The following is a 25,948-nucleotide window of genomic DNA, read 5'->3' as shown; positions in this document are numbered from 1 at the left end:
GCAACGCGCCTGCTTTGCGTTGCGCCGGGTCGCGCGGTGGTCGCCGATGGCGCGGGAATGACTCGCCTGGTTCAGCATGGCGCCGGAATTTCAGGCAAGAATCGTCGCGGAATAGGTCTGTCTTTGCGCCTTGCCACACGCCAAAATAGTCCATTTTCATGACAGGTTGCCCACCCCCTGACCTGTTCATTCTCAACGCCAGCTTATTGGCCCGCTTACTGAGGAGATCCCCATGCAAGTCCATGCTTATGGCGCCCACGCCGCCGACAAGCCGATTGAACATCTCGAAATCACCCGCCGCGCCACCGGAGCGCACGACGTGCAGATCGACATCGCCTATTGCGGCATCTGCCATTCCGACCTGCACCAGGTCCGTTCCGAATGGGCCGGCACCCAATATCCGTGCGTGCCCGGCCACGAGATCGTGGGCCGCGTCGCCGCCGTCGGCAATCACGTCAGCAAGTTCAAGGTCGGTGATCTGGTCGGCGTGGGCTGTATCGTCGACAGCTGCCAGACCTGCCCGGACTGCGAAGAAGGCCTGGAAAACTATTGCGACGGCATGGTCGGCACCTACAACGGCCAGACCGATGACGCCCCTGGCTGGACCATGGGCGGCTATTCGCAGCAGATCGTGGTGCATGAGCGCTACGTGCTGACCATCCGCCATCCGGAAGCCGACCTGGCTGCCGTCGCACCGCTGCTGTGTGCCGGCATCACCACCTATTCGCCGCTGCGTCACTGGGGCGCCGGTCCCGGCAAGAAGGTCGGCGTGGTCGGCATCGGCGGTCTCGGCCACATGGGCATCAAGATTGCGCATGCCATGGGCGCCCACGTGGTGGCCTTCACCACCTCGGAATCCAAGCGTGCCGATGCCAAGGCCCTGGGTGCCGACGAAGTCGTGATCTCGCGCAACGCCGAAGAGATGGCCGCACATGCCAACAGCTTCGACTTCATCCTCAACACCGTGGCCGCACCGCATGACCTGGATGCCTTGCTGGGCCTGTTGAAGCGCGACGGCACCATGACCCTGGTCGGTGCGCCGGCCACGCCGCACCCGTCGCCGAATGTCTTCAATCTCATCATGAAGCGCCGCTCGCTGGCCGGCTCCCTCATCGGCGGCATCCCGGAAACCCAGGAAATGCTGGACTTCTGCGCCAGGCACAACATCGTGGCCGACATCGAGCTGATCCGCGCCGAGGACATCAACACCGCCTACGAGCGCATGCTCAAGGGCGACATCAAATATCGCTTCGTGATCGACAATGCCAGCATGGCGGCCTGATGAACTGATGAACTGCTGCTGACGCCATACCGCGTCGAACGCAAACGGGCGGGCACCCACGAGGTGCCCGCCCGTTTTTTGAAGGCAGAGCGAAGTGACCGATGACGGCTCACGCCTTGACGACTTCCCCGCCGAGATAATGCGCTTCGGAGACCGGCTCTATCCCAGGGCTATACGCCACGCAGCGGAGACATTACCTTTTACGCACCCTGAGGCAACATTGCCTTGTTCCACCGCGACTTCGCTTACGGCAGATATCATTTTTACCGATATCGATCATCGGTTTTCAGGATTGGCGTAATAACTGGACGAACCGCATCATGCAGGCCTGTCCAACAATCCGCCAAGCAACATCATGTCTGCCACCGCTACCCAGGCCGCCCGCAACACCTGGCTGTTCGAAGACCTGGCGGGCGCGCGCGTGACGTTGCGTTCGTCGAGCAGGGCGGCCAATGCCTTGAGCAGGTTCAGGTCGAGCGTGCGGAGGTCCGGTTTTTTCATGCGCGCAGAATCAGCAGGGAGAAATGACGCATGGTAGCAAGCCCCTGCGACAAATTGCCACATTCAATAAGTGGTCATACCAGCTTATCCTTGCCGCTCCTGATTTCCCATGCGGCATCCAGGGGACGGCGGCGTGGCTGCCGGGGGAGGCCGCATGTTCTGCCTACTACAAGACCAATGACGCTCCACTCTGCCCGCCGGCCCAGGCCGCTGCATCGCGCCCGACCCATTTTCAAACTCACGGCCTTGTCCGGCCTGCTGGCCCTGGGGGCTGCGCCCCTGGCCACCGCGCAGTCAGCCGGCGCCGACGAGGATTCCTCGCTGACGCTGGGCACCGTGGAAGTAAGCGCGCGCCGCAGCGGTCCGCTGCAGCTCAACAACGTGCTGACTTCGGTCGACCTGATCGGCGCGGATCGTATCCAGCAACAGCAGGTGCAATACAACTGGGAACTGTTCGCGCAGTCGCCGGGTGTGATGCTGACCCAGTTCCGCCAGGGCAACGAGTCCGGCAAGCTGTCCTTTCGCGGCTTCAACGGCGAGGGCGAGGTCAATGCGGTCAAGCTCCTCATCGACGGCATCCCCAGCAACGACAATGCCGGCGGCATGCCCTTCCTGGGGACGCTGTTCCCGCTCGATATCGCCCGCATCGAGGTCGTGCGCGGCACCAACGATGCGCGCTATGGCCTGCACAACATCGCCGGCAACGTCAACATCGTCACCCGGCAAGGCGGCAACTACGATGAAGCGCGTCTGACCTATGGCAGCTTCAATACGCGCCAGGTGCAGGTGGTCAAGGGCGTGGAGAACGGCAACTGGTCGCAGAACTATTTCCTCGGTTACGAAAAGTCGGACGGTTATCGCGATCATGCCCGGGCCGAGAACATCGCCTTCTCCGGCAAGTGGTTCTATACCAGTGATGATGGCCGCTACCGCACCGGCCTGAGCATCCGCCACGCCAACGCCCATGCGCAGGAACCGGGCTACCTGACGGCTCAGGATGCGCGCAGCAATCCGACCTCCTCGTATGCCTATGCTCAGTCCGATGGCGGCAACCGCCAGATGGACCAGGTCAGCCTGCACTTCGATGGCGACATTGATGACCAGCTCTCGGTCGCTGCCAAGCTTTATCTCAATCGCGTGCGTGACCAGCGCTGGCTGCGTTACTCGTCCACCACGTCGCAGCAGGAGCGCCTCATCGACGAGACCCACTACGGGCTGTTGACCAATGCTACCTACCGCCCGCGCTGGAAGGCGTTCGAAGGCATGAGCGACCTGGCGTTGGAAGGCGGCTTCAGCATGGAGCGCCAGGAGGACCAGAGCCCGCGCTACAACACGGTCAACCAGGTACGTGTGTCGCAGACGCGCGATCATCATTTCGTCTTCGATACGGTGGGGGCCTATGTGCAGGCCGTGATCAAGCCCGTGGAGGCGCTGCGCATCATTCCCGGTTATCGGGTGGACCATGTGGGTGGACGTTTCAACGACCCTTCGCGCGGGGTGAGCTATGGCATCCAGGATTACGGCTATATCCGCCAGCCCAAGCTCAGCGTGGTGTATACACCGATCCGCCAGGCCAGCATCTATGCCAACTGGGGGCGTACCTTCCAGGTCGGTGCCGGCGCGGCAGCCTACAAGTCCAACAACAACGACTTGCGTCCTTCCATCAATGAGGGCTGGGAAACCGGCGTCAAGTTCACGCCCGTGGACTGGCTTGATGGCCGCGTGGCGGTGTGGGAGCAGCGGGCCTCGGACGAGGTCAAGCGTCGTCTGAACGATCCCACCGGGGACTCGGAAAACGTGGGACGGACCAAGCGCAATGGTGTCGACCTGCAGATCAACCTGCGCGCCGGCAAGCGCACCACGCTGTGGCTGGCCTATTCGCGCCAGCGATCGGAAATCATCACGCCGGACCCGACCGCACCCAACACCCTCGGCAAGGAAATCGACCACGTGCCGCGCCAGGTGTATTCCGGTGGCATCGACTACCAGGCCACGGCGGACCTGAAGCTGTCGGCCTCGGTCAACGGCCAGGGCAGCTATTACCTGACCACCGCCAATACCGGTGGCAAGTTCGGCGGCTACACGCTCTTCAACGCCAGTGCCACCTATCAGGTCACGCCCAGGCTGAGCCTGGAACTGCAGCTCAAGAACCTGGCCAATCGCTACTATGAATATGTCTGGATCAATGACCAGACCCGGCATGCCCCCGGGGACGGACGGGCGATGTATGTCTCGGCCAATATGAAGTATTGAGCAAAAATGCGGGACAGGCCTGCCACCGCCGTGGCGGCCCGCCTTCTTTGTGGCAGGTCTACTGAGCAGCGACCACCGTCATTTCCACCAGCAGACTGGAGGCGCCCAGCCTGGCCTCGAGCGTGGTCCGGGCCGGGGCGGTGCCGGCGGGCACCCAGGCGTCCCAGACGGCATTCATGGCGGCAAAGTCGCTGATGTCGCGCAGGTAGATGGTGGTCGAGAGGATACGCTCGCGGTGCGATCCCGCTTCGCTGAGCAGGGCATCGATGCGGGCCAGCACTTCCGTGGTCTGGGTGGCGATGTCGGCCTGCGCATGGGGGCCGCCGCTTGCGGTCTGTCCGCACAGGTACACCAGGCCGCCATACTTGACGATCTTGCTCATGCGCGCATTGGTGTGCTTTCTTTCGATGCTGTGGTCGGTGGTGCTCAAGCGATTCTCCTGTCAACGATGGATCATGTCACTGCCATGGCCTTGCGCCGGATCATTCCGAGGCAAGGGGTTCGGTATCGGCCAGCGCGGCCAGCGAGGCCAGCGCGATCGGTTTGAGGGGCGTGCGGATGTGATAGGCACCGACTTCCTCGGGTGGCTTGCCCAGCTCCTGCGCCAGGATCTGCGTCACGCTCAGGCCGCACATGCGTCCCTGGCAGAGACCCATGCCGCAACGACTGAAGAACTTGGTCTGGTTGGGCCCCTGGCAGCCCAGGCGCGCCATCTCGCGGATCTGTCCGGCGCTGACCTCTTCGCAACGGCACACGATGGCCTCATCGGGTGGGCTGGCAAGCCACTGTGGCGGGCGATAGAGCGTATCCAGAAAGGGACGGATCTTCAGATGCCGGGCGCGTTCTGCCCTTGCCTGCGCGATCAGGGCGGCGCATGCCGCCGCGTCGGACTTGCCGATGGCCAGGGCGGCATGGGCCGCAGCGATGATCCCTGCCGATTCCGCCGCCCGCGCACCCGCAATGCCGGCACCGTCGCCAGCGATGCGCAAGCCTTCCAGCGAGGTCTGGCCGCCTTCGTCCACGACGGGTGTCCAGCACAGATTGAGGGCATCCCAGCGGTGATCCAGGCGCAGCTGGCGACTCAGCTGCGTATTGGGGACCACGCCATGGTGCAGCAGCACCACCTTGGCCGCCAGAGTGTGGTCGCGGGCACCGACGCTGAACCGTACCCGTTCGACCTGACCCTTGCCCTCGATGCGCAGCGCGCTGGCGCCCTGGTACAGCGGTACGCCGGCCCGGCGCAAACGCCACAGCATCTTCAGGCCCTTCATCAGGTACTGCGCTGCCCCCAGTGCGGCCGCCAGATGAGGCAGGGCGCGCCTGAGGTTCTCGGGTGGCGAGGTCTGCACCACCGCCGCCACCTCGGCACCGGCCTGCAGCAGTTGGCAGGCCACCAGCAACAGCAGGGGGCCGGCACCGGCCAGTACCACGGGGCCCTGCGGTACCGAGGCCGAGGTCTTCATCGCGATCTGCGCGGCGCCCGCATTGAGCACGCCGGGCAAGGTCCAGCCAGGCAGTGGCGAAGGGCGTTCCATGGCACCGGTGGCGGCGATGATCTGGCGGGCGCGCAAGCGATAGGAACGTTCGTCCTGTTGTACCGTGAGCACCAGATCCTGGGTGATTTCCCATACCAGGGCGCCGCTGCGATAGTCCACACCGCACTGCTGCAGGCGCTCGGCCAGGCCGCGTCCATGCAGGTAATCCGGACCCAGCACGGCGGCCACCCTGGGTGGCACCTGCGTGACATGGCGATAGATCTGCCCGCCCGGATGCGGCTGCTCGTCCAGCAGCAAGGTCTTCAGTCCCAATGCTGCGGCACTGATGGCCGCCGACATGCCGGCCGGGCCGGCGCCGATGATGATGAGATCGTGGGTCGGTGCCATCATGCGGGGTCTCCCACGCGACGCGCGCCGTGCGGCAGCCGCACCTGCATGCCGGCATGCACCGGGACCATGCAGGACTGCACGTTCTGGCGGCCATCGACTTCGACCAGGCAATCGAAACACACGCCCATCAGACAGAAGGGCGCACGCGGGCTTGCTGATACCGGGGTATGCCGCAAGGGGCTGATTCCCGCATTGAGCAGGGCAGTGGCCAGGCTTTCGCCTTCCCTGGCGCTGATGGACTGGCCGTCCACCAGAATGGCAACCTCGGGGCGACGGTCTTCATCGGCCGTCAGCATCGACTTGAACATGGAATCGCTCCGCTTTGAAGGTGGAAATGGCGGCTGGCTCGGCAGCACCCCGGATCCAGTCCGAGAGGGGACCGGCGTGCATGGCCGCCAGCGTGATGCCGCTGTGGCAGGTCACCAGGAAAGCCCCGGGACATTGACGCGACTGCTCGTAGATGGGGAAGCCATCCGGTGTCATCACCCGCAATGCCCCCCAGGTGCGAACGACATTGGCGCCATCGAGCAGCGGAAAATATTTACGTGCGCGGTTGGCGATATGGGCCAGCTGGTCGATCGAGGTGCGGTCATCAAAACCGACGTCCTCCTTGGAGTCACCGATCTGGACCACGCCTTCGCCTGTCTGCCGCACATGGCCCGAGGGGTGGCGCAGAAACGGCTGCATGCGTTCGGTCACCAGCACCTGGCCGCGATTGGGGGCGACCGGCGCGTCCAGTCCGACCAGCGGAGCCAGCGTGCGGTTGCCCAGCCCGGCGGCCAGCACCAGCTTGCCGGCCACGTATTGCTGGCCACCGGCGCGGACCTCGAACTGCCCGGCACGATGGACGATCTGCTCACAGTGCACGCCGTTGCGCAGGACCCCGCCGCGTGCATGAAAGGACTGCACCAGCGAGCGCAGCAGGCGTAACGGACTGACGTGACCATCACGCGGACCATAGACGGCACCGACCACTTCCGGTCCGATGTACGGTGAGAGTTCTTTCAGGGCCACCGGATCGAGTACCTCGAAGGGATAGTCACCGACGGCCTCGCGCAGGCGTTCCAGTTTCTGCACGTAGGCGCGCAGCTCGTCGTCGTTGAGGAAGAATTGCAGTCCGCCGATCTGTTGCAGTTCCAGGTCGATGCCGTTGCCGGCCGTCAGCTCCTGTGCGAAGGACGACCAGCGCAACACCGAGGCCATGCTCCAGCGCGCATAGTCGGGACGTTCCTCTCCCTTGCCCTGTACCCATACCAGACCGAAGTTGCCGCGTGCGGCGCGGAAGGCATCATCGCCTTCGTCCAGTACCAGCACCCTTTCACCGGCCTTGCTCAAGCCGTAGGCGATGGACATGCCTACCACGCCGCCGCCGATGATGAGGGTATCGATATCCGTTGAAATCATGATGTCTTTCCAGAGAGAATCCGGTCCAGTCCGTAGAAGCGTTCCAGCAGTGCCATGAGCACCAGCGTGAGCACGATGAGCACGGTGGAGACCGAGGCCAGCAGCGGATCAATGGTGTTGGCGATGTGGTTGTACATCTTCACCGGCAGCGTCTCGGTGCCGGCCGAGGCGACGAAGATGGACATGGTGAGTTCATCGAAGCTGTTGATGAAGGCGATGATCCAGCCCCCGGCCACACCGGGAATGAGCAGTGGCAGCTCCACCCGCCGGAACACGGTCCAGGCCGAGGCCCCCAGCGACTGGGCGGCCTGCGCAATGGTGCGGTCAAAGCCGGTAGCCGCAGCCACCACCAGGCGCAGCACGTAGGGCAGCACGATGACCGTGTGTGCGACTGTCAGGCCCCAGGCGGTACCGGGCGAACCCAGCAAGGTGAGCAAGCGCAGCAGCGCAATGCCCAGCACGATGTTGGGCACCATCAGGGGCGACAACAGCAGCCCCAGCAGTGCCTCCCGGCCGGGGAAGCGATACCAGGCGATGGCCATGCCGGCCGGTACCGCCAGCAGAGTCGCCAGGGTCGCCGCCGTCACACCCAGCCACAGGCTGCGATAGAAGGCCGTCATGAAGCTGTCGTCGCTCAGGATGGCGCCATACCAGCGCAGCGAGGCGCCGTCGAAGGGCAGCGAGATATATCCCTTGTCGGTGAAGGAGACGCACACCACCATCACCAGCGGCGCCAGCATGAAGGTCGCAAAGGCGAGATGGAACAGCATCAGGGGCAGGGGCACGCGCGTCTTCATTGGAACACCTGCTTGTAACGTCGCTCCACCAGGCGGTTGACGCCCAGCGAGACGGCCAGCACGATCACCAGCAACACCACCGACAGGGCCGCACCCAGAGGCCAGTTGAGATTGCCCAGGAATTCATCGTAGATCGTCGTGGGCACCACCTTGAGCCGCCGTCCGCCGATGATGGCCGGCGTGGCGAAGGCGCTGGCAGCCAGCGAGAACACGATCAGACCACCCGAGAGCACCCCCGGGATGACCTGCGGAAAAACGATGCGCAGCATGATCGTACCCAGCCCCGCGCCCAGCGATTCGGCGGCCTGTTCGGTGGCGGGATCGAGCTTTTGCAGGGATGCCCACACCGCCAATACCATCATCGGCACCAGCACGTGTACCAGCGCGATCACCACACCGGTAAAGGTGAACATGATCTTGACCGGCGTATCGATGAGGCCAACCGCCATGAGCGCCTTGTTGATCACGCCTTCATTGCCCAGCAGGATGGCCCAGCCCAGGGTGCGCACGACCACCGAGATCAGCAGCGGTCCCAGCACGATGACCAGGGAGACGGCGCGCCATCGTTCCGACAGGCGCGAGAGTACGTAGGCTTCCGGTACGCCGATGACGATGCAGATCAGGGTGACCACCAGGGCCAGCCCGAAGGTGCGCAGGAAGATGGTCTGGAAGTAGTCGTCGGTGGCGATATCGAGATAGTGCGACAGCGTGAGATGGTCGCCCGTGCCGCCACCGGCCACGAAGGGGAAGAAACTCAACGACAAGGTAATCACCAGGGGCAACACCACGAAGGCCAGCGTGAGCAGGGCTGCGGGCGTGCCCATCCAGTAAGGTAGTGCGCCGGGACGGGAGCTCATTGTGCCGCTCCGCTACGGGGGACCACGCGCGCATGCTCCGGTGCCCAGCGCAGGCTGACCGGATCGCCTTCGTCCCAGTCGGGAGCGCCCTTGTTGGCCTGGCTGATCTGGACCAGGCCCAGCGGTGTCTGCACCTGGTAAAGCCAATGATTGCCCAGGAATACGCGGGCCTGCACGCGACCGGCCAGCAGCGCCGTCTCGGGCGTGGTGAATTCGAGTTTCTCGGGACGGACGATGTATTCGACCTCGCCGCAGGTGGCCAGGTCTGCTGCCGGCAGACGATAGCCCTCCAGTTCCACGCAATGGTGGCCCTGCACGCGGGTAGCGGCGAACACGTTGGCCTTGCCCAGGAAGGTCGAGGAAAAACGTCCGTTCGGTTGTTCGTACATGTCGTAAGGACGGCCGATCTGTTCGATGCCACCCTTGTTCATCAAGACCACGCGGTCGGAGAGGGTCATGGCTTCTGCCTGGTCATGCGTGACCATGATAGTGGTCACGCCCACCCGATGCTGCAGAGCGCGCAGTTCGATCTGCATTTCCTCGCGCAGCTTGGCGTCCAGTGCTCCCATCGGTTCATCCAGCAGCAATACCGGTGGCTGGACGGCCAGGGCGCGTGCCAGTGCAACACGCTGGCGCTGGCCGCCGGAGAGCTCCTTGGGATAGCGTTGCGCCATCGCGCCCAGGTGAACCAGCTCCAGCGTTTCCGAAACCCGTCGGTTGCGCTCGCCGCCGGGCAGTCCCTGCATTTCCATCCCGAAGGAGACGTTCTGCGCCACCGTCATGTGCGGGAACAAGGCGTAGTTCTGAAACACGATGCCCAGTCCGCGCCGACTCGGCTTGACCTCGGTGATGTCGCGGCCATCCAGCAGGATGCGTCCGCTGCTGGGTTGCACGAAGCCGGCGATCATCTGCAGCGTGGTGGTCTTGCCGCAACCTGACGGTCCCAGCAGGCTGATGAATTCGCCCTTGTCCACCGACAGATCGCACTGTCGGACCGCCACCACGTCGCCATAGTGCCTGGACAGGCCATTCAATTGAAGAAAGCTCATGGAGGGGTCCCCTGGTCTGATCTGGTAAGGGTGCGCGGGCGTTTAGCGCTCGACGGCACGATTCCAGCGGTTGGTCCACTCGGCACGCTGGGCATTGATGACGCCGTAGTTGGGCGCAATCATCTGTCCCACCTTCTCAGGACCATAGACCACGCGCTTGATGACCTCCGGAGAAAGCTTGGTGGTCTTGTTGACCGGCCCCCAGCCCTGGGCATTGGCGAGGATGGCCTGCACGTCGGCCGACAGCACGTATTGCAGGAACTGCTGCGCCAGTTTGGCTTGCGGTGCGCCTTCCACGACGCAGGCGGCCGACATGAGCGCTACTGCACCTTCCTTGGGGTAGACGAATTCCACCGGGGCGCCCTGGTCGATCACGGCCTGCACGCGGCCATTGCCCCACACCGCCAGCGCGGCTTCACCGGTCTGCAGCATCTCGGCCATCTTGCCCGGCGAGGGTTCCCAGGCCAGTACGTTGGGCGCCACCTTCTTGATCATGGCGTCGAAGCCCGGCGCGATTTTCTCTTCGCTGCCGCCGTTGAGGCGAGCCATCATCACCAGCGTGAGCAGGCCGTAGCCGTTGGTGATGGGGGGAATCACCACTTTCTGCTTGTACTTGGGATTGGTCAGGTCCTGCCAGGAGTCGGGCGCTTTCCAGCCGTTCCTGGCAAAGACCTCCTTGTTGTAGGCCAGGCCGGTGGCGATGAAGCCGATGCCGATGGACTTGTCCCCGATCATGCGGGCATTGGGATAGACCTCGCGCGAGCTGCTGCCTTCTTCCATCTTGGCGCACAGGCCCTGTCCGACCGCCTGGTACATCGGGCCGTCATCGATCATGGCCAGCGACATTTCCTGGCGGCCCTTCTGGGCTTGCAGCTTGGCCAGGATGTCGGTGGAGTTGCCCGAGACGTAGACGACCTTGCTGCCGGTGCTGGCCTCGAAGGGCGGAATGATCTTTTCCTTGAAAGCCTGTTCGGTGGAACCGCCATAGCCGCCTACGTACATCGTTTCGGCTGCATGGGAAGTCGCCGTGGCCAGCAAGGCGGCCGTCATCGTTACGCCAAGAATGTTTCGCATCAGGTATTCCTCCAAGTAGGGAGTGCAGTTGAATGGCCAGCAGGAGAATGTGAACAGGCCCTAGGGCCTGTTCACATTAAATCTGCGAGATGCGTTGCCCCCAGAAGGCGTGGTGGCAAGGCGCGCGTCAGGGCTGGTGGTGGTGCCACCAGCCCTGACGTGCAACGCGGCCAGCGCGCCTTCTGGGGGCAACCCTCCGGGAGAGGCCGCCAAGCGTCGCCTGCCGTTGTTGCAGCTCCTTGCCGTGGCACCACCACGGCGCGTCGCTGCGCCTAGGCAGACAACGCTTGGCGACCTCTCGCACTCGCAGATTTAATGTGAACAGGCCCTAGTGTAGGCACTAGGACGCACCGCAAATATTAAATTTTCTGAGGTTGCTTATGCCTATTTGTTATGTGTATTGTTGCAGTGCAAATAGGGGTTTTTAAGAGGTAAAAGGCACTGGAAAGATGCGATACTGCACCTCATTGAGGCATATTTTCCGAGTGATGATAGCGAGTTGGTTATATGAGAAATAGCGTGAATTTGCGCCAGATCGAAGCCTTCTATTCGGTCATGCGCACGGGCACCGTGGTCGGTGCCGCCCAGATGATGAGCGTGACCCAGCCGGCGGTCAGCCGTGCCATTGCCCATCTGGAGATCCGTATCGGTTACGACCTGTTCGAGCGGCGCGGCCGCAAGCTGGTCGCCACCCCCGAGGCGCAAGCCTTGTATGCCGAGCTTGAACCGATCTACGGCAACTTGGATCGCATCGCCCAGGTGGCCCACGATATCGGTCACCAGCGTGCCGGCGCATTGCGCATTGCGACATTGCCGGCGCTCTCGCAAAGCCTGGTGCCGCGCACGGTGGCTCGCTTCGCAGCGGCGCGTCCGCAGGTGTCGGTGTTCGTGCAGACCTTGCCGTCGCGCCAGATTGCCGAGATGGTCGCGACCAAGCAGTTCGATATTGGAATTGTCGAGCTGCCCTTGTCGCAGCCTTCGATTTCGATCGAACCGCTGGAGCCGCTGGAGCGCGCGCTGGTGCTGCCAGCCGGGCACCGGCTGGCGCGCCGCAAGAGGGTGTCGCTCAAGGAGCTGGATGGGGAGCGCATGATTCTGTTGTCGCAGCACAGCTACATGCGCTACCAGATCGATGATGCGCTCTCCAAGCTGCGGGTATCGGTGCAGGTGGCCATGGAAACGCCCAATTCGCTGGTGGCCTGTGCGCTGGTGGCCGAAGGGGCGGGGATCACGCTGGTCTCGCGCATCACGGCCGAGCCGTTCATCAGTGCCGGTGTGGTGATCCGGCCGGTGGTGGAGGAACTCGATACGCGCTGCGCCATCATCTTTCCTTATCCCGGGAAGCGGCTGGCGCTGGCTGAAACCTTTGCTGCCGATTTGCGCGATGAACTGAGGCGTTGCCAGTCGGCCTGAGGCTGCCTGGCCGTCGGGGGGAACCGGTCAGGAGTGCGCAGGCCCCCGGCATCGGCGCATCATTCTCGCCTGGCCCTGTTGGTCTTGCCCAAGCGCACCGGTTTGCGCGCCAACAGTTTCAACAGGGCCTGGTTTTCCGCTTGCATGGTCTGCGACAGTTCCACTGCCAGGAATTCGATGAAGGCGCGCACTGCCGGTACCAGCCCGCGCCGCGACGGAAACACTGCATGCAGCTGATGCGGCGTGCCGCGATACTGCGGCAGCAACACTACCAGCTCGCCGCGTTCGATGGCGCCGTGGCAGACGTTGAAGGGCAGCAGCGCCAGACCGGCACCGCCGATAGCGGTCTGCATGACCAGCTGCATGTCATCCGTCACCATCGCCGAGACGTAATCGATCTCGGCGACCTCACCTTGCGGGCCGTGCAGGCGCCAGCGCTGCGCCTTGCCAGGCATGCCGCCCGGACCGAGCCCGCGCTGCCCCTGCAGTGCTTCCACGCTGTCCAAGGGACCGTGCCGGCGGATGAACGCCGGGCTGGCGGCCAATACCTGCTGGCTGGTGCCGAAGGTGCGCACCACCAGGTTGGAATCCTCCAGCGTACTCCTGACCCGCATGGCCACATCGAAGCCTTCGCCGATGACGTCGACGCGGCGATTGCTCAGTTCCAGTTCCAGCCGCACATCCGGATGGGCGCACAGGAAGCGCGCCAGCAGTGGCGCCAGGAAGATGTGCGCCACGCCCATCGGTGAACTCACGCGCAGCCGGCCTGCCGGTCTGGCACCCGCCTGCTCGCTCACTTCCACGGCCGCGCGCGCAGCGTGAGTCATGGCTTCGCAATGGGTGAAGAAGGCCGCCCCCACGTCGGTGACCCGTACCACGCGGGTGGAACGTTGCAGCAACCGAACGCCCAGCCGCTGCTCCAGTTCGGCTACGCGGCGGCTGATGCGCGACTTGGGGATATCCAGCGCACGGGCTGCGGCCGAGAAGCTGCCGTGTACCACCACGGCCGCAAACAAGGCCAGATCGTTGAGGTCTTCCATGCGCAGTCTGTCAGTGAGGAAAAGCCCGATTATAAAGTCCGGATTGTCCTATGAATGGAACAATCTGATGCGCAGGCGACGACTAGTGGCAGGGCGCCCCGGCCGGTATCTTCCATTGCGTGCCTTCCCTAACCGCTCCCTGAAAGGACCTCGCCATGAAGATTCTCCACCTCGATTCCAGCATCCTGGCCGATGCTTCCGCCTCGCGCGTGCTCAGCGCCGCCGTGGTTGAGCATCTGTGTACCCTGCATCCCGAAGCCCAGGTCAGCGTGCGCGACCTCGCGGGCAGCCCCATTGCCCACCTCGACGGCGCCATTGCGGCGGGCTTCCGCCAGCCCGGTGGCACCGTCACGGACGCGGCCGTGCTGGCCGAGCATGTTCTCTCCGAGACCCTGGTCAGCGAATTCCTCGCCAGCGACGTCATCGTTCTGGGCGTGCCGATGTACAACTTTTCCATTCCCAGCCAGCTCAAGGCCTGGCTGGATCGGTTGGCCCAGCCTGGCCGCACCTTCCGCTATACCGAGCAGGGGCCGCTGGGACTGTCCGGCGACAAGGCGGTAATCGTGGCCTCCACGCGTGGTGGAATGTATTCCAGCGGGCCGGCGACGGTGATGGATCATCAAGAGTCTTACCTGAAGGCCTTCTTCGGTTTCCTCGGCATCCAGCGTGTGCGCTTCGTGCGCGCCGAACGGCTGACCAAGGGCGCCGAGCTGCGCAGCCAGTCCATGCGCGCGGCACTCGACGAGATACCGTCCATGGTGGCGGCTCTGCAATCCAACTGACCGGGAGTCCATCATGATCTTTTCCGTCGTATTGACCTATCTCCGTCCGATCGAGGAAGTGAACCAGCACCTCGATACCCACAAGGCCTGGCTGGCCGCCAACCTCAAGCAAGGCCGCGTGATCTTTGCCGGCCCGCTGGCTGCTGGTGGCGGTGGCCTGGTGCTGGCGGCCTGTGCCGATGAAGAGGAACTGCACGCGATGATGGCGCAGGATTGCTTCGTTACCCACGCCGTGGCCAGCTATCAGGCCTACGGTTGCGCGCCCGCCCTGGCCGCAGCTGGTCTCCCACCGCACTGGGCGCCGCAGGCCAAGTTTGTCGGATGAGGAGGCACCGCTGATGATGTACAACCATGATGGGCATCGGCCCGGCTGGCGTTTGCTGCTGGCGGGCTTGATGGCCCTGCTCTGCTTGATCCCGTTTCTTTCACAGGCACAGACCATGCGCACAGAGACTCCACCTCCCATCGATATCGTGCTGGTCCACGGCGCCTTCGCCGATGGCTCCAGCTGGTCCAGGGTAATCGCCCTGTTGCAGCAGAAGGGCTATCGCGTCACCGCGGTACAGAATCCCCTGAGCAGCCTGGCCGCCGATGTTGAGGCTACCACCCGCGTGATCGCACGCCAGCCGCATCCGGTGCTGCTGGTCGGCCATTCGTGGGGTGGGGCGGTGATTTCTGTGGCAGGCAACCAGGACAAGGTGAAGGGACTGGTCTATCTGTCTGCGCTGGCGCCGGATTCCGGCGAGAGCGTGGCGCAAGCCTTGCAGCGCTTGCAGCTGCCCATGCAGGGCCTGCAAGCGGACGCACAGGGCCTGATCTGGCTGGATGATCCGGAGGTGTTTGCGCAGGTGATGGCCAATGACCTGCCTGCCGATGAGGTGCTTGCGCTGGTGGCCGTGCAGCAGCCCATCGCCGCTGCGGCCTTTGGCGTGGCCATCGGCCATGCAGCCTGGCACGACAAGCCCAGCTGGTATCTGGTCACGCAAGGCGATCACGCCTTGCCAACCGCCGTGCAGCAACAGTTCGCCGCGGCCATGAAGGCGCGCACCGAGACCATCGTATCCAGTCATCTGTCGCTGGTGTCACATCCGCAGCAGGTGGCCGATCTGATCGATCGTGCCGCGCGCAGCCTGCATTGAATGAATGCTGATCGCTCCCGATCAGGGCACCCGCTCCTCCACCGGCCTGGCCGTCTTGCGAATCTTGGCCACATCAGCCGCGCTGACCGTCGCACCACGATTGCCCCAGGCGGTCTGGATGTAGGACGTCACTTCGGCGACCTGCCGGTCGTTGAGCAATTGCGCATACGGTGCCATCACCAGCCCGGCCGTGGCCGAGTCGGTGGAAGGCTGGCGTCCCCCTTGCAGGATGATGCGGATGGCCGAGGTCGCATCCTGGGTTTGCAGCACCGGGTTGCCCGCCAGGGCCGGGAAGGCCTTGCCGTAGCCGGTGCCATTGCTGCGATGGCAGGCGGCGCAGCGGTCCAGATAGAGGGCCGCCCCCGGCGTTTGCGGACGTCCTTCGTAGGCAGCGGTGGCCGTCACTTCGTCATAGCGGTAAGGCTCGGCCCCATTGCGCGGTGCCAGGCTCAACAGGTAGCGCGACATGGCGTTGAGATCAGCTTCGGTCATGTACTGCATGGAATGCTCGATGACATCGTTCATGGCGCCGAAGGAGGCCGTGTATTGGTTGCGACCGGTGCGCAGGAATTCGACCAGATCGGCCTGACTCCAGCCGGCAATGCCGCCACCATGTTCGTTGCGCAAGGACGGTACGCTCCAGCCATCGACTACCTGGCCGCCGGAGAGATACAGACGGCTGCTGTCATCCCGCAGCGATTTCTCCTGCAGGGTGGTCGAGCGCGGCGTGTGGCAGCTGCCGCAGTGACCCAGTCCTTCGACCAGATAGGCCCCGCGCGCCAGCTGCGCATCGGTACCTGCCGGTGCCGCATAGGGCGCCGGGGTAGGCGCGAACAGCTTGCGCCAGATCGCCAGCGGCCAGCGCATCGACAAGGGCCAGGGGATGTCATTGGCGCGATTGGCCTGTGCCGAGGGCGGCACGGCCTTGGTGAAATACGCATACAGCGCCTGCATGTCCTCGTCGGTCAGGCGCGAGTAGGAGGGATAGGGCATGGCCGGATAGACCGTATAGCCGGCCTTGGTGACGCCGGTACGCATGAGGCGCGCGAAGTCCTCATAGCTCCAGTCACCGATGCCGTGTTCCCTGTCGGGCGTGATGTTGGTGGAGTAGATCGCACCGATCGGCGAGGCCAGTGCCAGTCCCCCGGCGAAGGGCGTACCGCCCCTGCTGGTGTGGCAGGCCACGCAATCGCCGGCCCGCGCCAGGTAGGCACCGCGCAGCAGTTGCCGGTCATCGGCACCGGCGCCGCCTTGCTTGGCGATACGTGCCGCCAGTGCCGCATCGGCTGGCGGGATGCTCATGGGACGTTGCGCCGGGATTTCCCGGTTGAGCAGGCGCGCGCCCACGGGTGGTTTGGGCGGGGCCGGTACCGTCAGCGAATCATCGGCATGCGCCAGGTTGCAGGCGGCAGTGGCCGCCAGCGCGGCGGCACCCAGGGCCAGGGTGGCGATCAGGATCATTCGTCTCATCATCGCTCCCGTCTTCACGCGCTGACCAGCGGGCGCGGATCCTTCAGGTACTGCTCACGGATGGCGCGCGCCGACCAGTAAGCCAGCGCCACGGCCGCACCAGTCGGGTTGTAGCCGATACCCTGGGCAAACACGCCCGATCCGACCGCGAAGACGTTGTGCACATCCCAGCTCTGCAGATAGCGGTTCACCACGCTGGTGGACGGGTCCGTGCCCATGGCCACGCCACCGGCCCAGTGCGTGGTCTGGTAGGTACGCAAGTCCGGCGCTGCACCGAAGTCCTTGACGGTCACCTTGATCTCGCGCGCCTTCAGCTCATGCGCGATCTTGACGGCCTGGTCGGTGACATAGCGGCTCATGCGGATGTCGTTGTCCTTCCAGTCGAAGGTAAAGCGCAGCAGCGGCTGGCCGAAGGCATCCTTGTAATTGGGATCGAGATCCACATACACGTCGCGATAGACCATGTTGGCACCATGCACGTCGAAGGACATGGTGTTGAGATAGCTGGCCTTGACTGCACGCTTCCAGTCGCGTCCCCACTTGGGCGTGCCACTGGGCAGGGGGATGCCCGAGATCGGCTTGGCCCCGGCCGGATTGCACCAGATCGGCGAACCACCGACGAAGCCCAGCGGGCCGTGGTCCATATGATCGCCATTGAAGTCATCCACGGCCACGCCATTGCCACCGGCACCGATGAAGCCGTTGATGTTCTTGCCCGGATCGAAGAAGGCATTGATGGAGGACATCATCTGGAAGGCGATATTGCGTCCGACCGCTCCGGTGTTGCTGACCGGGTCGTAGGGCTTGCCGATGCCCGAGAGCAGGAACAGCCGCGCATTGTTGTAGGCAAAGGTACTGGCGATGACGATGTTGGCGGGCTGGAAGACGGTATCGCCATTGACATCTACGTAGGTGACACCAGTGGCTTTCTTGCGCGTGCTGTCCAGTTCGATGCGCAGCACGTTGCAGCTGCTGCGCAATTCGAACAGCGCGCTCTTGCGCAGGGCCGGCATGATGTTGACGTTGGGCGAGGCCTTGGAATAGTTGTAGCAGGCATAGCCGGAGCAATAGCCGCAGAAGGTACAGGGGCCCATCTGGCAACCGTACTGGTTCACGTAAGGGGCCGAGGCATTGGCCGAAGGCAGCGTGAAGGGATGAAAGCCCGCCTGCTGCGCGGCCTTGCGAAACAGCGCCGCCTGGTATTGCTCCTTCTGCGCCGGCAACGGAAAGTTGTCCGAGCGGTTGGCCTCGAAGGGATTGCCGCTGTCGTCGACCACCTTGCCCTGCACCCGGTAGGCAGTGCCGGACGTGCCCATCATCTTTTCGGCGAAATCGAAATACGGTTCCAGTTCTTCGTAGGTCACGCCCCAGTCCTGCAGGGTCATGTCCTTGGGGATGAAACCCTTGCCGTAACGTTCCTCGTAATGGCTGCGCATGCGCAGCTCCTCCGGCAGCACGCGCCAGTGGCAGCCCGACCAGTGCAGCCCGGCCCCGCCCACGCCTTCGCCGGGCTTGAACATGGCGATCTGGCGATAGGGGATGGCGCTGTCGCCGCTCTTGCGGCGGAAGGTGAACGAGGATTTGTTCAGATTCTGGAATAACTTGAAACGCTGCTGGTATTCCAGTTCATCGATGGTCTTGGGATAGGCGCCGTCGGGATAGGTGTCGCGATAGACGCCACGTTCCAGCGCCACCACGCTTTGTCCGGCCTCGGTCATTTCCTTGGCCATGATGGCGCCGGTCCAGCCGAAGCCGACGATGACGACGTCGACTGCTTTCATGTTCTTGTTGGCCATGTGCTTGGGCTTTCGGGGTCAGACGATGCGAAGAGGGGCGGCCATCAGCCGCGCGAGATCGGGGGCAGGGGATAGGTGCGACCGTACTGGTCGACCCAGTCGTAGTAGTCGGCGCGGGCACCGGGGAAGCCGATCATCTTCCACGCACCCATGCCCTTGTTGCCGCCGTCGGCCGGATCGCAGAAATAGCCTTCGTGGACGTTTTGCAGCAACAGGTTGAACAGCGCGGCGGGCGGGATGGTGGCCATCTTCAGGCTGCCCTGCCGGCCCTTCTCCAGCTCGCCCATCATCTTTTCGCGTTGCTGGGCATTGAGCTCCACATAGCCGTGCCTGTATTGCTCACGGATGGCCGCATCGAATTCGGCCAGGCCCTTCTTGTACAGTTCGCGCGGCGGATAGGGCAGCTGGTAGCCGAATTCGGGTGGTGCGTCCGGGGTGAAGGGTCCCTGCATGTACCACAGCTGGCCCTGGCCGTAGGGGGTGTTCATCTGCGCATCGATGAAGGCCGGGACCCCGGCTTCCAAGGCACCGGGACCACTCTCGTCGGCGGGAATGAGGGTATCGGCCAGCGCGCTGAGCAGCGCGAATTCCTCCTGGTTGAAGAAGACCGGTTTGTACGGAGAGTCGGCCGCTTGCCCCTGGGCGCTGACGGCCAGGCTGCCGGTCGTCACGGCCAGTGCGGCAGCAGGTGCGGCGGTGAGAGCGCCACGCAGGAAACGGCGGCGATCGGGAGAGATGCTTATTTTTTTCATGGCGCGTTTCCTTGAGGGAAATCCGGAGCGTGAGCAATGCCTTGCCTTGCTCACGGCCCAGCCATGATGCGCGCGATGATGCCGCAGGGGGATCAGCCATCCTGCGGTTTTGGTGTGGGAAATGTCTGACGCATACGCTGCAGGCCCTAGCGCCCTGCACGGGTTCAAGCCCTGTGATGCGTCAGCGCGACTTCAGAAGCCCCAGCTCAACATGCCGACCAACTGGTTGCCCTGCTTGATGTCAAAGCGGTTGTAGCCACCGAGGATGGCCTGCAGCGACCAGGTGATGGGCGAATTGGGGAAGGGGGCCGACAGGCCCAGCGTCAGGTGACGCAGGCCGCCGCTGCTGGGGCCGTTGCCGGCGTAGCAGCCATTGACGACGAAGGCCTGACCGGCGCCGCAGGCGGTGCCGTTGGCGGTGTCGCGGGTGCCGAGGTACTTGCCTTCACGCTTGTAGGTGTAGGCGCCCAGCGTACTGGTGAAGGTGATGTCGTAGGGCAGGGGTCTGGTGTAGACCAGGGTCCAGTAGGTGTCGCCCTTGTTGCCCCAGATGACATCGTTGAGCAGCGTCTGCGCATTCAAGGACAGCGCGCCCCAGGTCAGGCCGGCCTTGGTTTCCAGTGCATTGGCGTGGCTGCCGTTGGCGTAGTAGTAGCCGGTCATGCCCAGGGTGTAGCCGAGGTCGCCGCTGATGTTGCCGGCGTAGGCGAAGTAGAGATCGTTTTCCACCGAGCGCGGTTTCTGGAACTCGGTGATGCTGCGATCACTGTAGGACTTGCCCAGTTGCTTGTATGAATAGTTGATGGTGGAAGCCCAGTAACCGAAGCTCCAGCCGCTGCTGTGCACGAAATCGATGCCCCATTGCAGCGCTGCCTGGTCCGATTCGGGCGCATCCGCACCGGCATTGCCCAGCGCCTGGCCGTTGCCATAGGTGGTGGTAGCACCGCGCAGCACGTAGCGCGAGGCCAGGTCGATATGCTTGGTGATGGTCCAGGGACCGGCCGGTTCGGCGGTGGCAGCCGCAGCGGCATCGTCGGCCAGCGCCGGTGCGCAGACCAGCAGGGAGGCGAGGGCAGCGGTGCAGGTGCCCAGCGCACAGCGTGCGTGCAGGCGCGACAGGGAAGCGGTGGTGGTAGTCAAGGTTCTCTCCGTTGGGTTGAACTGTATCGTTGTGGAAGCAAGGGACGAGCAGACCCTGGCGGGTCCGTTGCCGGACCCGCGCAAGTCGTTGGTGATGCCGGTACTGTTGGAACTACAGGTGCATGCGCGCGAAAAACTTAGAGTTTTCCGTCAGCCGCCATCTTCATGTAGGTCGGATCGAAACGCAGCTTGACGTTCTTCTTGTCGCCGATGATCACGTTGCCGTCGAAGGCGATGCCGATGCCATCGGCACTCTTGACGTTGGGGCCAAGGATGCCGTGATCAAAGCTGAACTTGGCGATGCGCCCCATGATGGCCGGCAGTTCCTTCTTGGTCGCGAACTCCAGCGCCGCCTTGGGCTGGTAGAACATGGCCGTGGCCGCCAGTTGCGACCGGAAGCCTGCCAGGTCGGTGCCGGAAGCCTTGCCCATGGCGGTCAGCGCACGGGTGGCGCGCTCGTCCTTGGCGGTCATGATGGACATCATCTCGTACCAGGCACCGGTGAGCGCCTTGCCGAAGGCCGGGTTCTCTTGCAGGGTCTTGGTGTTGACCACCATCAGGTCCATGATTTCGCCGGGCAGCTGCCTGGAGGTGTAGACCAGCGAAACATCGGGCGATGCCGCCAGCGAGGACAGCATCGGGTTCCAGGTCACCGTGCTGGTCACGGCCGGGGTGGCGAAGGCGGCGGTGATGTCGGCATCGCTGGTGTTGACCACCTTGACGTCACGTTCGCGCAGGCCCACCGATTCCAGCGCGCGCGCCAGCAGGTAGTGCGAGACCGAGAATTCCACCAGTTGCACCGACTGGCCCTTGATGTCGGCCAGCTTCTTGTTCTTTCCCTTCAACACGATGCCATCGTTGCCGTTGGAATAGTCGCCCACGATCAGGGCCGTGGAGTCCACGCCACCGGCTGCGGGAATGGTGAGCGCATCCATGTTGGTCATGGTGCAGCCGTCGAACTTGCCGGCGGTGTACTGGTTGATCGACTCCACGTAGTCGTTCAACTGCACGGCGCTGATGGTGATGCCGTACTTCTTGCCCCACTTGGCCAGGATGCCTTGTGCCTGGGCTTCGCCCCAGGGCATCCAGCCAGCGTAGATGGAGGTGCAGACCTTGAAATCGGTGCGGGGTGCGGCGTGGGCGGATGAGAGCGCGCCTGCGAAGGCGGCCAGGGCGATGGCAGCGCCACCAAGGATTCGGGAAATGTTGTACACGGCGTAGGGTCCTCGAAGGGTTTATTGGAAAAAAGCCCGGGAGCGGCGCGCTCTTGCGATCGCGTCATCTCCCGGGCTTTTCTCCCGCCGTGTAACCCCTTGCGAGGTCGACTGCTCTCGGACCAGACATCCGCACCAGCGAACCGGAACCCTAGCTGTCCATTGCAAATTGTGCTGACTCAAGACCGGACTCGCCGGCTCCCGCTCGCTTTTCAGCAAGGTTCATGCCAATCCCTTGAGATTGCGTCGAGGCTGCATGAGGCTGCTTTTCGCTATTAATAGCGGCCGCTGAAAAGCAAGCTGCGGCGCGCCAGACATGATCGATGCTGGCGCATTCTCCACGCGCCAAATCGGTGCCGATGTGCACCATGCTTGCGCTCTGACTGTTTGCGAAGAAACCCGCGATGGGCTGCAATCCTTTGCAGGAGCGGGTTTGCGACAGCTGTCTCTGTGCGGAAGGGGCTGGTCTGGATCTTGCATGCAAGATTGTCGTTCTCGCAGTGGGCGAGCCAAGACGACTTGGATCGAAGCAGACCAGGCGCATAGCGCAGACGTTGGCCTCGATAACCATCCTGGACGGCCAGGCCATGTTCGCAGGAGTAGACCATGCCCATGACCCGATCAAGTGACACCCCCGTTTTTTCCATCGCCTTTTCTGATGACGCCGCACAGGCACTGCCGCTGTGTGGTCGCATGCGCAGCTCGCTCGTCCTCATCGAAGCGCTCACGCATGCCGTGCGCTGGCTGCGACGGGCGCGCTAATGGTATGGAATTTGCTGAAATCAACGTACATGCAGAGCAGCCCGCATCGATGAGCTGATCATCCAACGGCTGTAGAAGATGTTCCAATAGCTGGCTAGGGTTCCGGTCTGCCGCAGGCAGATGACTGGTCCGAGAGCCGGCGACCTCGGTCGAGGTTACACGGCGGGACAAAAGCCCGGGAGAGAGTTGCACCACAGGTGCCGCGCTGCTCCTGCTTTTGTTCAACCCCGACCGGAGTTTCTCGTGATCGCTGTCCGTCTTCCCAGGTCCCACCCCGCAGCTGCCGTACTGCTTGCGTCCCAGTCGCAGGGAGGCGCGCCATGCGTTTCCTGAACCGCCACCCCGGTCGCTCCGGGCAGTGGCTGCTCACGCTTCTGCCCTTCCTCATCCTGGTGCTGTTGTATGCCTTCGGCTCGGCTACCCGTCTGGCCGACAATCCCAACGACAAGCTCCTGCCCAGTCTCGCGCAGATGGTCGATGCGGTTCGTCACATGGCCTTCATGGAAGATCCGCGCACCGGCGACTACCTGTTCTGGAGCGATACCCTGGCCAGCCTGCAGCGGGTGCTGCTGGGCCTGGGCATCGCCGCCGCGGTCGGGCTGGTGCTGGGCATTGCCAATGGCCTCTTCCCTGTTCTGCGTGCCGGCTTCTCACCGCTGCTGACGGTGATGTCGATGGTGCCGCCGCTGGCGATCCTGCCGATTCTCTTCATCGTCATGGGGCTGGATGAATTGTCCAAGGTGATGCTCATCGTCATCGGTGTCACCCCTCTGCTGGCGCGCGATCTGGAACACACGGGGCGCGCCCTCCCGGCCGAACTGCTGATCAAGGCGCAGACGCTGGGCGCCAACAGCTGGACGCTGGTGCTGCGGGTAGCCCTGCCGCAGATGCTGGCGCGCCTGCTGGTGTCGCTGCGCTTGTCGCTGGGGGCAGCGTGGCTGTTCCTCATTTCCGCAGAAGCGATTTCGGCCACGGCTGGTCTCGGCTATCGCATCTTCCTCGTGCGCCGTTACCTGGCCATGGACATCATCCTGCCCTACGTAGTCTGGATCACGCTGTTGGCGTGGATGATGGACTGGCTGCTGCGCGCCATCCATCGTCGCTTCTTCCCCTGGGCTGAAGGAGGCCGCGCATGAGCTATATCGAGATTGGCAACGTGTGGCAGCAATACGGCCAGAACGTGGTGCTGGAGCGCCTGAACCTGCGCGTGGACGAAGGCCAGTTCTGCACCCTGGTCGGCGCTTCCGGCTGTGGCAAGTCGACCTTCCTGCGCCTGCTGCTGGGGCAGGAACGACCGAGCAAGGGGCAGCTCCTGCTGCAGGGCCAGCCTTTCCCGGCCGAGCCCGATGCCACGCGTGGCGTGGTGTTCCAACGTTATTCCGTGTTCCCGCACCTGAACGTGCTGGACAACGTGACCATCGGTCTCGAGCTGCCGCAATCCCCGCTCCTGGGACGGCTGTTCGGTGGCGCCAAACGGCGCGCACGCGAGGAGGCGGCGCAGCTGCTGCACCGCGTGGGGCTGGGACATGCGCTGAATCTGTATCCCGGCAGTCTCTCGGGCGGCATGCAGCAGCGGCTGGCCATCGCCCAGGCGCTCATCGTGCGCCCGCGCGTGCTGTTGCTGGATGAACCTTTCGGTGCGCTCGATCCGGGCATCCGCAAGGAGATGCACATCCTGCTGCTGGATCTGTGGAAGGACAGCGGCCTGACCGTCTTCATGGTGACCCACGATCTCTCCGAAGGCTTCACCCTGGGCACCCGCTTGCTGGTCTTCGACAAGGTGCGCGTCGATCCGCAATACCCGCAGGCCTATGGCGCCCACATCACTTACGACATTGCCCTCAACGAGGCGCGTGCCCGCGAACAGGCCGGCAAGCTGGCCTCCCTCCTCACTGCAAAGGAAAGCTGACATGAGCAAGGATCCCCTGGCCCTGCAGGCCAGACTCTATGAAGAACTGCTGCCCGGCGGCGGCCATACCTCCTTCATCCTCAAGCGCGGCCAGTCGCTGCGCATCACCGACATCGAAGGCGGCGCCAACGTCAGCATGATGATGTTGAATGCCCGGCAACCCAGCGAGCGGCTGAACCTGCCCGATACCCTGAAGGGCCAGCACACCGCGCGCCTGCAGGCCGGCCATTGCCTGTACTCCGACATGGGCCGCGTACTGGCCGCCATCACCGAAGACACCTGTGGCTGGCATGACAGCTTCGGCGGCGTCCTCAATGCCGAGGAAGTGCGCGAGAAATACGGCCAGGGCCGCTATCAGGAATTGCGCAACGGTTTCCATCGCAACGGTGTGGACAACCTGCTGGTGGAAATGGGCAAGTGGAACCTCGACCTGCAGGACCTGCTGATGGTGGTGAACCTGTTCTCGCGCGTGAACGTGGATGCCGAAGGGGTGTTCCACTTCGTGCCCGGCAATTCCAGGGCCGGTGACTACATCGAGCTGGCCGCACCGATGGACACGCTCATCATCCTGACCGCCCTGCAGCATCCCATGGACCCGCATCCACAGTACGCGCCGCTGCCGGTCCGGCTGGAATGGCTGCATACGCACAGCGATGACACCACGCACGCCTGCCGCCATTCGCGCCCCGAGAATGAGCGCGCCTTCCACAACACCGAACGCTTCCATCTCTGAAGAGGGAGAATCTCATGCACATCATCGAAAGCCAGCGCACCCCCGAACAAGCCGTGTTCCGTCATGTGATTCCGGCGGGCGAACCGTATCTCTTCAACCTCAGTGCCGGACAGACCGTGCGCCTGCTGGACCTGGAAGGCAACCAGGCCATCGATACGCTGTTCTACAGCGCCGCCAATCCGCGTGAACGTTACGATCCGCAGCGCACGCTGCGTCGCCAGAACCGGGCCTACCTGGGTGCGGGCAGCGTGCTGTATTCCAACCTGGGGCGCGCCCTGGCCACCATCGTGGCCGACACCTGCGGTCGTCATGACACGCTGGGTGGCGCGTGCGCGCAGGAGAGCAATACCGTGCGCTATGCGCTGGAGAAACGCTACATGCACAGCTGCCGCGACAATTTTCTGTGCGCCTGCCTGCATGATGGACGGCTCAACAAGCGCGACATCGGTGCCAACATCAATTTCTTCATGAACGTGCCGGTCACCCCGGAAGGCGGTCTCACCTTCGAGGATGGTATTTCCGCTGCCGGCAAGTACGTGGAGCTGCGCGCCGAGCAGGACCTGATCGTGCTTATTTCCAACTGTCCGCAGCTGAACAATCCCTGCAACGGCTGGAACCCGACCGCCGCCGAAGTACTGGTGTGGGACTGATCCCGAGACCTTGAACGTACGCAGCCCTGCACCCCTCGCGGACGA

27 protein-coding genes and 2 riboswitches are annotated in these 25,948 nt (G+C 63.6%); of the genes, 11 read left to right on the top strand and 16 right to left on the bottom strand.

The window, feature by feature from the left end:
• The first annotated feature begins 232 nt into the window (after nt 1-232).
• Nucleotides 233-1,282: an NAD(P)-dependent alcohol dehydrogenase gene (locus tag ACODSZ_RS05235; RefSeq protein WP_488927179.1), complete on the top strand. Its 1,050-nt coding sequence runs from the start codon at nt 233-235 to the stop codon at nt 1,280-1,282.
• 318 nt (nt 1,283-1,600) lie between these two features.
• Here the strand turns inward: ACODSZ_RS05235 and ACODSZ_RS05230 are convergent, their stop codons facing one another.
• Nucleotides 1,601-1,783 (bottom strand): hypothetical protein, encoded by a 183-nt coding sequence (locus tag ACODSZ_RS05230; protein ID WP_217509989.1) that lies wholly within the window; start codon nt 1,781-1,783, stop codon nt 1,601-1,603.
• A 177-nt stretch (nt 1,784-1,960) separates the two neighbouring features.
• Here ACODSZ_RS05230 and ACODSZ_RS05225 point away from each other — a divergent pair, with 177 nt between their 5' ends.
• A complete protein-coding gene (locus ACODSZ_RS05225) occupies nt 1,961-4,036 on the top strand; it encodes a TonB-dependent receptor (protein WP_488927178.1) in 2,076 nt (691 codons plus the stop codon).
• Nucleotides 4,037-4,094: 58 nt separating this feature from the next.
• Here the strand turns inward: ACODSZ_RS05225 and ACODSZ_RS05220 are convergent, their stop codons facing one another.
• From ACODSZ_RS05220 to ACODSZ_RS05185, 8 genes are read right to left on the bottom strand one after another with little or no spacing between them, the layout of a single operon-like run.
• Nucleotides 4,095-4,466 carry a RidA family protein gene (locus tag ACODSZ_RS05220; protein ID WP_008333223.1) on the bottom strand — a complete coding sequence of 124 codons (372 nt, stop codon included), beginning with the start codon at nt 4,464-4,466 and terminating at the stop codon, nt 4,095-4,097.
• Between the two features lie 52 nt (nt 4,467-4,518).
• Complete coding sequence (locus ACODSZ_RS05215; protein WP_488927177.1) at nt 4,519-5,922, bottom strand: FAD-dependent oxidoreductase; 1,404 nt, start codon at nt 5,920-5,922, stop codon at nt 4,519-4,521.
• Nucleotides 5,919-6,230: a (2Fe-2S)-binding protein gene (locus tag ACODSZ_RS05210; protein ID WP_175345130.1), complete on the bottom strand. Its 312-nt coding sequence runs from the start codon at nt 6,228-6,230 to the stop codon at nt 5,919-5,921. Before ACODSZ_RS05210 ends, ACODSZ_RS05215 begins: the two co-directional genes overlap by 4 nt.
• Entirely contained in the window at nt 6,202-7,326 is a 1,125-nt protein-coding gene (locus ACODSZ_RS05205) for an NAD(P)/FAD-dependent oxidoreductase (RefSeq protein ID WP_241821335.1), read from the bottom strand. The genes ACODSZ_RS05210 and ACODSZ_RS05205 overlap by 29 nt, the downstream gene beginning before the upstream one ends.
• A complete protein-coding gene (locus tag ACODSZ_RS05200) occupies nt 7,323-8,096 on the bottom strand; it encodes an ABC transporter permease (RefSeq protein WP_081486118.1) in 774 nt (257 codons plus the stop codon). Before ACODSZ_RS05200 ends, ACODSZ_RS05205 begins: the two co-directional genes overlap by 4 nt.
• A 23-nt stretch (nt 8,097-8,119) precedes the next feature.
• The gene (locus ACODSZ_RS05195; protein ID WP_008333214.1) at nt 8,120-8,980 is read right to left on the bottom strand and encodes an ABC transporter permease; all 861 of its coding nucleotides are present in this window, start codon (nt 8,978-8,980) and stop codon (nt 8,120-8,122) included.
• Nucleotides 8,977-10,029, bottom strand: a complete 1,053-nt coding sequence (locus tag ACODSZ_RS05190) for an ABC transporter ATP-binding protein (RefSeq protein ID WP_008333208.1) — start codon at nt 10,027-10,029, stop codon at nt 8,977-8,979. Before ACODSZ_RS05190 ends, ACODSZ_RS05195 begins: the two co-directional genes overlap by 4 nt.
• A 42-nt stretch (nt 10,030-10,071) precedes the next feature.
• Nucleotides 10,072-11,103, bottom strand: a complete 1,032-nt coding sequence (locus ACODSZ_RS05185) for an ABC transporter substrate-binding protein (protein ID WP_008333207.1) — start codon at nt 11,101-11,103, stop codon at nt 10,072-10,074.
• 519 nt (nt 11,104-11,622) lie between these two features.
• On the opposite strand from ACODSZ_RS05185, the gene ACODSZ_RS05180 reads away from it, so the two are divergent.
• On the top strand, nt 11,623-12,516 hold the full coding sequence (locus ACODSZ_RS05180; RefSeq protein WP_008333205.1) for a LysR family transcriptional regulator: 894 nt from the start codon (nt 11,623-11,625) through the stop codon (nt 12,514-12,516).
• A 59-nt stretch (nt 12,517-12,575) separates the two neighbouring features.
• On the opposite strand, the gene ACODSZ_RS05175 is transcribed toward ACODSZ_RS05180, so the two are convergent.
• Entirely contained in the window at nt 12,576-13,556 is a 981-nt protein-coding gene (locus tag ACODSZ_RS05175; protein ID WP_488927176.1) for a LysR substrate-binding domain-containing protein, read from the bottom strand.
• Between the two features lie 155 nt (nt 13,557-13,711).
• Here ACODSZ_RS05175 and ACODSZ_RS05170 point away from each other — a divergent pair, with 155 nt between their 5' ends.
• From ACODSZ_RS05170 to ACODSZ_RS05160, 3 genes are all read left to right on the top strand, one after another.
• Nucleotides 13,712-14,338, top strand: coding sequence for an FMN-dependent NADH-azoreductase (locus tag ACODSZ_RS05170; protein WP_488927175.1), 627 nt, complete (start codon nt 13,712-13,714; stop codon nt 14,336-14,338).
• Nucleotides 14,339-14,351: 13 nt separating this feature from the next.
• Nucleotides 14,352-14,663 carry a YciI family protein gene (locus tag ACODSZ_RS05165; protein ID WP_488927174.1) on the top strand — a complete coding sequence of 104 codons (312 nt, stop codon included), beginning with the start codon at nt 14,352-14,354 and terminating at the stop codon, nt 14,661-14,663.
• Nucleotides 14,664-14,778: 115 nt separating this feature from the next.
• On the top strand, nt 14,779-15,477 hold the full coding sequence (locus ACODSZ_RS05160; protein WP_249776994.1) for an alpha/beta fold hydrolase: 699 nt from the start codon (nt 14,779-14,781) through the stop codon (nt 15,475-15,477).
• A gap of 21 nt (nt 15,478-15,498) precedes the next feature.
• Here the strand turns inward: ACODSZ_RS05160 and ACODSZ_RS05155 are convergent, their stop codons facing one another.
• From ACODSZ_RS05155 to ACODSZ_RS05130, 6 genes are all read right to left on the bottom strand, one after another.
• On the bottom strand, nt 15,499-16,950 hold the full coding sequence (locus ACODSZ_RS05155) for a cytochrome c (protein WP_488927173.1): 1,452 nt from the start codon (nt 16,948-16,950) through the stop codon (nt 15,499-15,501).
• An 11-nt stretch (nt 16,951-16,961) separates the two neighbouring features.
• Nucleotides 16,962-18,743 carry a GMC family oxidoreductase gene (locus ACODSZ_RS05150; RefSeq protein ID WP_175343908.1) on the bottom strand — a complete coding sequence of 594 codons (1,782 nt, stop codon included), beginning with the start codon at nt 18,741-18,743 and terminating at the stop codon, nt 16,962-16,964.
• 44 nt (nt 18,744-18,787) lie between these two features.
• Nucleotides 18,788-19,495, bottom strand: coding sequence for a gluconate 2-dehydrogenase subunit 3 family protein (locus tag ACODSZ_RS05145; protein ID WP_008333202.1), 708 nt, complete (start codon nt 19,493-19,495; stop codon nt 18,788-18,790).
• A gap of 192 nt (nt 19,496-19,687) precedes the next feature.
• Nucleotides 19,688-20,635 (bottom strand): TorF family putative porin, encoded by a 948-nt coding sequence (locus ACODSZ_RS05140; protein ID WP_488927172.1) that lies wholly within the window; start codon nt 20,633-20,635, stop codon nt 19,688-19,690.
• Between the two features lie 137 nt (nt 20,636-20,772).
• Nucleotides 20,773-21,849 (bottom strand): putative urea ABC transporter substrate-binding protein, encoded by a 1,077-nt coding sequence (locus ACODSZ_RS05135; RefSeq protein ID WP_175343910.1) that lies wholly within the window; start codon nt 21,847-21,849, stop codon nt 20,773-20,775.
• 66 nt (nt 21,850-21,915) lie between these two features.
• Nucleotides 21,916-22,015: riboswitch (guanidine-I (ykkC/yxkD leader) on the bottom strand.
• Nucleotides 22,001-22,219, bottom strand: a complete 219-nt coding sequence (locus ACODSZ_RS05130) for a hypothetical protein (RefSeq protein ID WP_488927171.1) — start codon at nt 22,217-22,219, stop codon at nt 22,001-22,003. (Overlaps the previous riboswitch by 15 nt.)
• 236 nt (nt 22,220-22,455) lie before the next feature.
• On the opposite strand from ACODSZ_RS05130, the gene ACODSZ_RS05125 reads away from it, so the two are divergent.
• From ACODSZ_RS05125 to ACODSZ_RS05105, 5 genes are all read left to right on the top strand, one after another.
• Nucleotides 22,456-22,611, top strand: a complete 156-nt coding sequence (locus ACODSZ_RS05125; protein ID WP_175343912.1) for a hypothetical protein — start codon at nt 22,456-22,458, stop codon at nt 22,609-22,611.
• 83 nt (nt 22,612-22,694) lie between these two features.
• Nucleotides 22,695-22,795: riboswitch (guanidine-I (ykkC/yxkD leader) on the top strand.
• Between the two features lie 136 nt (nt 22,796-22,931).
• A complete protein-coding gene (locus ACODSZ_RS05120; protein WP_488927170.1) occupies nt 22,932-23,747 on the top strand; it encodes an ABC transporter permease in 816 nt (271 codons plus the stop codon).
• Nucleotides 23,744-24,520, top strand: a complete 777-nt coding sequence (locus ACODSZ_RS05115) for an ABC transporter ATP-binding protein (RefSeq protein WP_488927169.1) — start codon at nt 23,744-23,746, stop codon at nt 24,518-24,520. The genes ACODSZ_RS05120 and ACODSZ_RS05115 overlap by 4 nt, the downstream gene beginning before the upstream one ends.
• Before the next feature lies 1 nt (nt 24,521).
• Nucleotides 24,522-25,253 (top strand): urea amidolyase associated protein UAAP1, encoded by a 732-nt coding sequence (locus ACODSZ_RS05110; RefSeq protein WP_008333184.1) that lies wholly within the window; start codon nt 24,522-24,524, stop codon nt 25,251-25,253.
• Nucleotides 25,254-25,267: 14 nt separating this feature from the next.
• Nucleotides 25,268-25,903 (top strand): urea amidolyase associated protein UAAP2, encoded by a 636-nt coding sequence (locus ACODSZ_RS05105; protein ID WP_008333183.1) that lies wholly within the window; start codon nt 25,268-25,270, stop codon nt 25,901-25,903.
• Nucleotides 25,904-25,948: the final 45 nt, after the last annotated feature.

It is taken from the genome of Herbaspirillum sp. FG34 (assembly GCF_057809315.1).
The sequence above is the reverse complement of the archived record's forward strand: the minus strand, read 5'-3'. Positions and strand labels throughout refer to the sequence as shown.

Coding starts and splice junctions, on each gene's coding strand:
- ACODSZ_RS05105 (WP_008333183.1), top strand. CDS start 25,268: ATGCACATCATCGAAAGCCAGCGCACCCCCGAACAAGCCGTGTTCCGT.
- ACODSZ_RS05205 (WP_241821335.1), bottom strand. CDS start 7,326: ATGATTTCAACGGATATCGATACCCTCATCATCGGCGGCGGCGTGGTA.
- ACODSZ_RS05235 (WP_488927179.1), top strand. CDS start 233: ATGCAAGTCCATGCTTATGGCGCCCACGCCGCCGACAAGCCGATTGAA.
- ACODSZ_RS05225 (WP_488927178.1), top strand. CDS start 1,961: ATGACGCTCCACTCTGCCCGCCGGCCCAGGCCGCTGCATCGCGCCCGA.
- ACODSZ_RS05160 (WP_249776994.1), top strand. CDS start 14,779: ATGCGCACAGAGACTCCACCTCCCATCGATATCGTGCTGGTCCACGGC.
- ACODSZ_RS05125 (WP_175343912.1), top strand. CDS start 22,456: ATGCCCATGACCCGATCAAGTGACACCCCCGTTTTTTCCATCGCCTTT.
- ACODSZ_RS05155 (WP_488927173.1), bottom strand. CDS start 16,950: ATGATGAGACGAATGATCCTGATCGCCACCCTGGCCCTGGGTGCCGCC.
- ACODSZ_RS05195 (WP_008333214.1), bottom strand. CDS start 8,980: ATGAGCTCCCGTCCCGGCGCACTACCTTACTGGATGGGCACGCCCGCA.
- ACODSZ_RS05145 (WP_008333202.1), bottom strand. CDS start 19,495: ATGAAAAAAATAAGCATCTCTCCCGATCGCCGCCGTTTCCTGCGTGGC.
- ACODSZ_RS05200 (WP_081486118.1), bottom strand. CDS start 8,096: ATGCTGTTCCATCTCGCCTTTGCGACCTTCATGCTGGCGCCGCTGGTG.
- ACODSZ_RS05185 (WP_008333207.1), bottom strand. CDS start 11,103: ATGCGAAACATTCTTGGCGTAACGATGACGGCCGCCTTGCTGGCCACG.
- ACODSZ_RS05230 (WP_217509989.1), bottom strand. CDS start 1,783: ATGAAAAAACCGGACCTCCGCACGCTCGACCTGAACCTGCTCAAGGCA.
- ACODSZ_RS05120 (WP_488927170.1), top strand. CDS start 22,932: ATGCGTTTCCTGAACCGCCACCCCGGTCGCTCCGGGCAGTGGCTGCTC.
- ACODSZ_RS05215 (WP_488927177.1), bottom strand. CDS start 5,922: ATGATGGCACCGACCCACGATCTCATCATCATCGGCGCCGGCCCGGCC.
- ACODSZ_RS05110 (WP_008333184.1), top strand. CDS start 24,522: ATGAGCAAGGATCCCCTGGCCCTGCAGGCCAGACTCTATGAAGAACTG.
- ACODSZ_RS05210 (WP_175345130.1), bottom strand. CDS start 6,230: ATGTTCAAGTCGATGCTGACGGCCGATGAAGACCGTCGCCCCGAGGTT.
- ACODSZ_RS05130 (WP_488927171.1), bottom strand. CDS start 22,219: ATGGTGCACATCGGCACCGATTTGGCGCGTGGAGAATGCGCCAGCATC.
- ACODSZ_RS05165 (WP_488927174.1), top strand. CDS start 14,352: ATGATCTTTTCCGTCGTATTGACCTATCTCCGTCCGATCGAGGAAGTG.
- ACODSZ_RS05115 (WP_488927169.1), top strand. CDS start 23,744: ATGAGCTATATCGAGATTGGCAACGTGTGGCAGCAATACGGCCAGAAC.
- ACODSZ_RS05170 (WP_488927175.1), top strand. CDS start 13,712: ATGAAGATTCTCCACCTCGATTCCAGCATCCTGGCCGATGCTTCCGCC.
- ACODSZ_RS05150 (WP_175343908.1), bottom strand. CDS start 18,743: ATGGCCAACAAGAACATGAAAGCAGTCGACGTCGTCATCGTCGGCTTC.
- ACODSZ_RS05190 (WP_008333208.1), bottom strand. CDS start 10,029: ATGAGCTTTCTTCAATTGAATGGCCTGTCCAGGCACTATGGCGACGTG.
- ACODSZ_RS05175 (WP_488927176.1), bottom strand. CDS start 13,556: ATGGAAGACCTCAACGATCTGGCCTTGTTTGCGGCCGTGGTGGTACAC.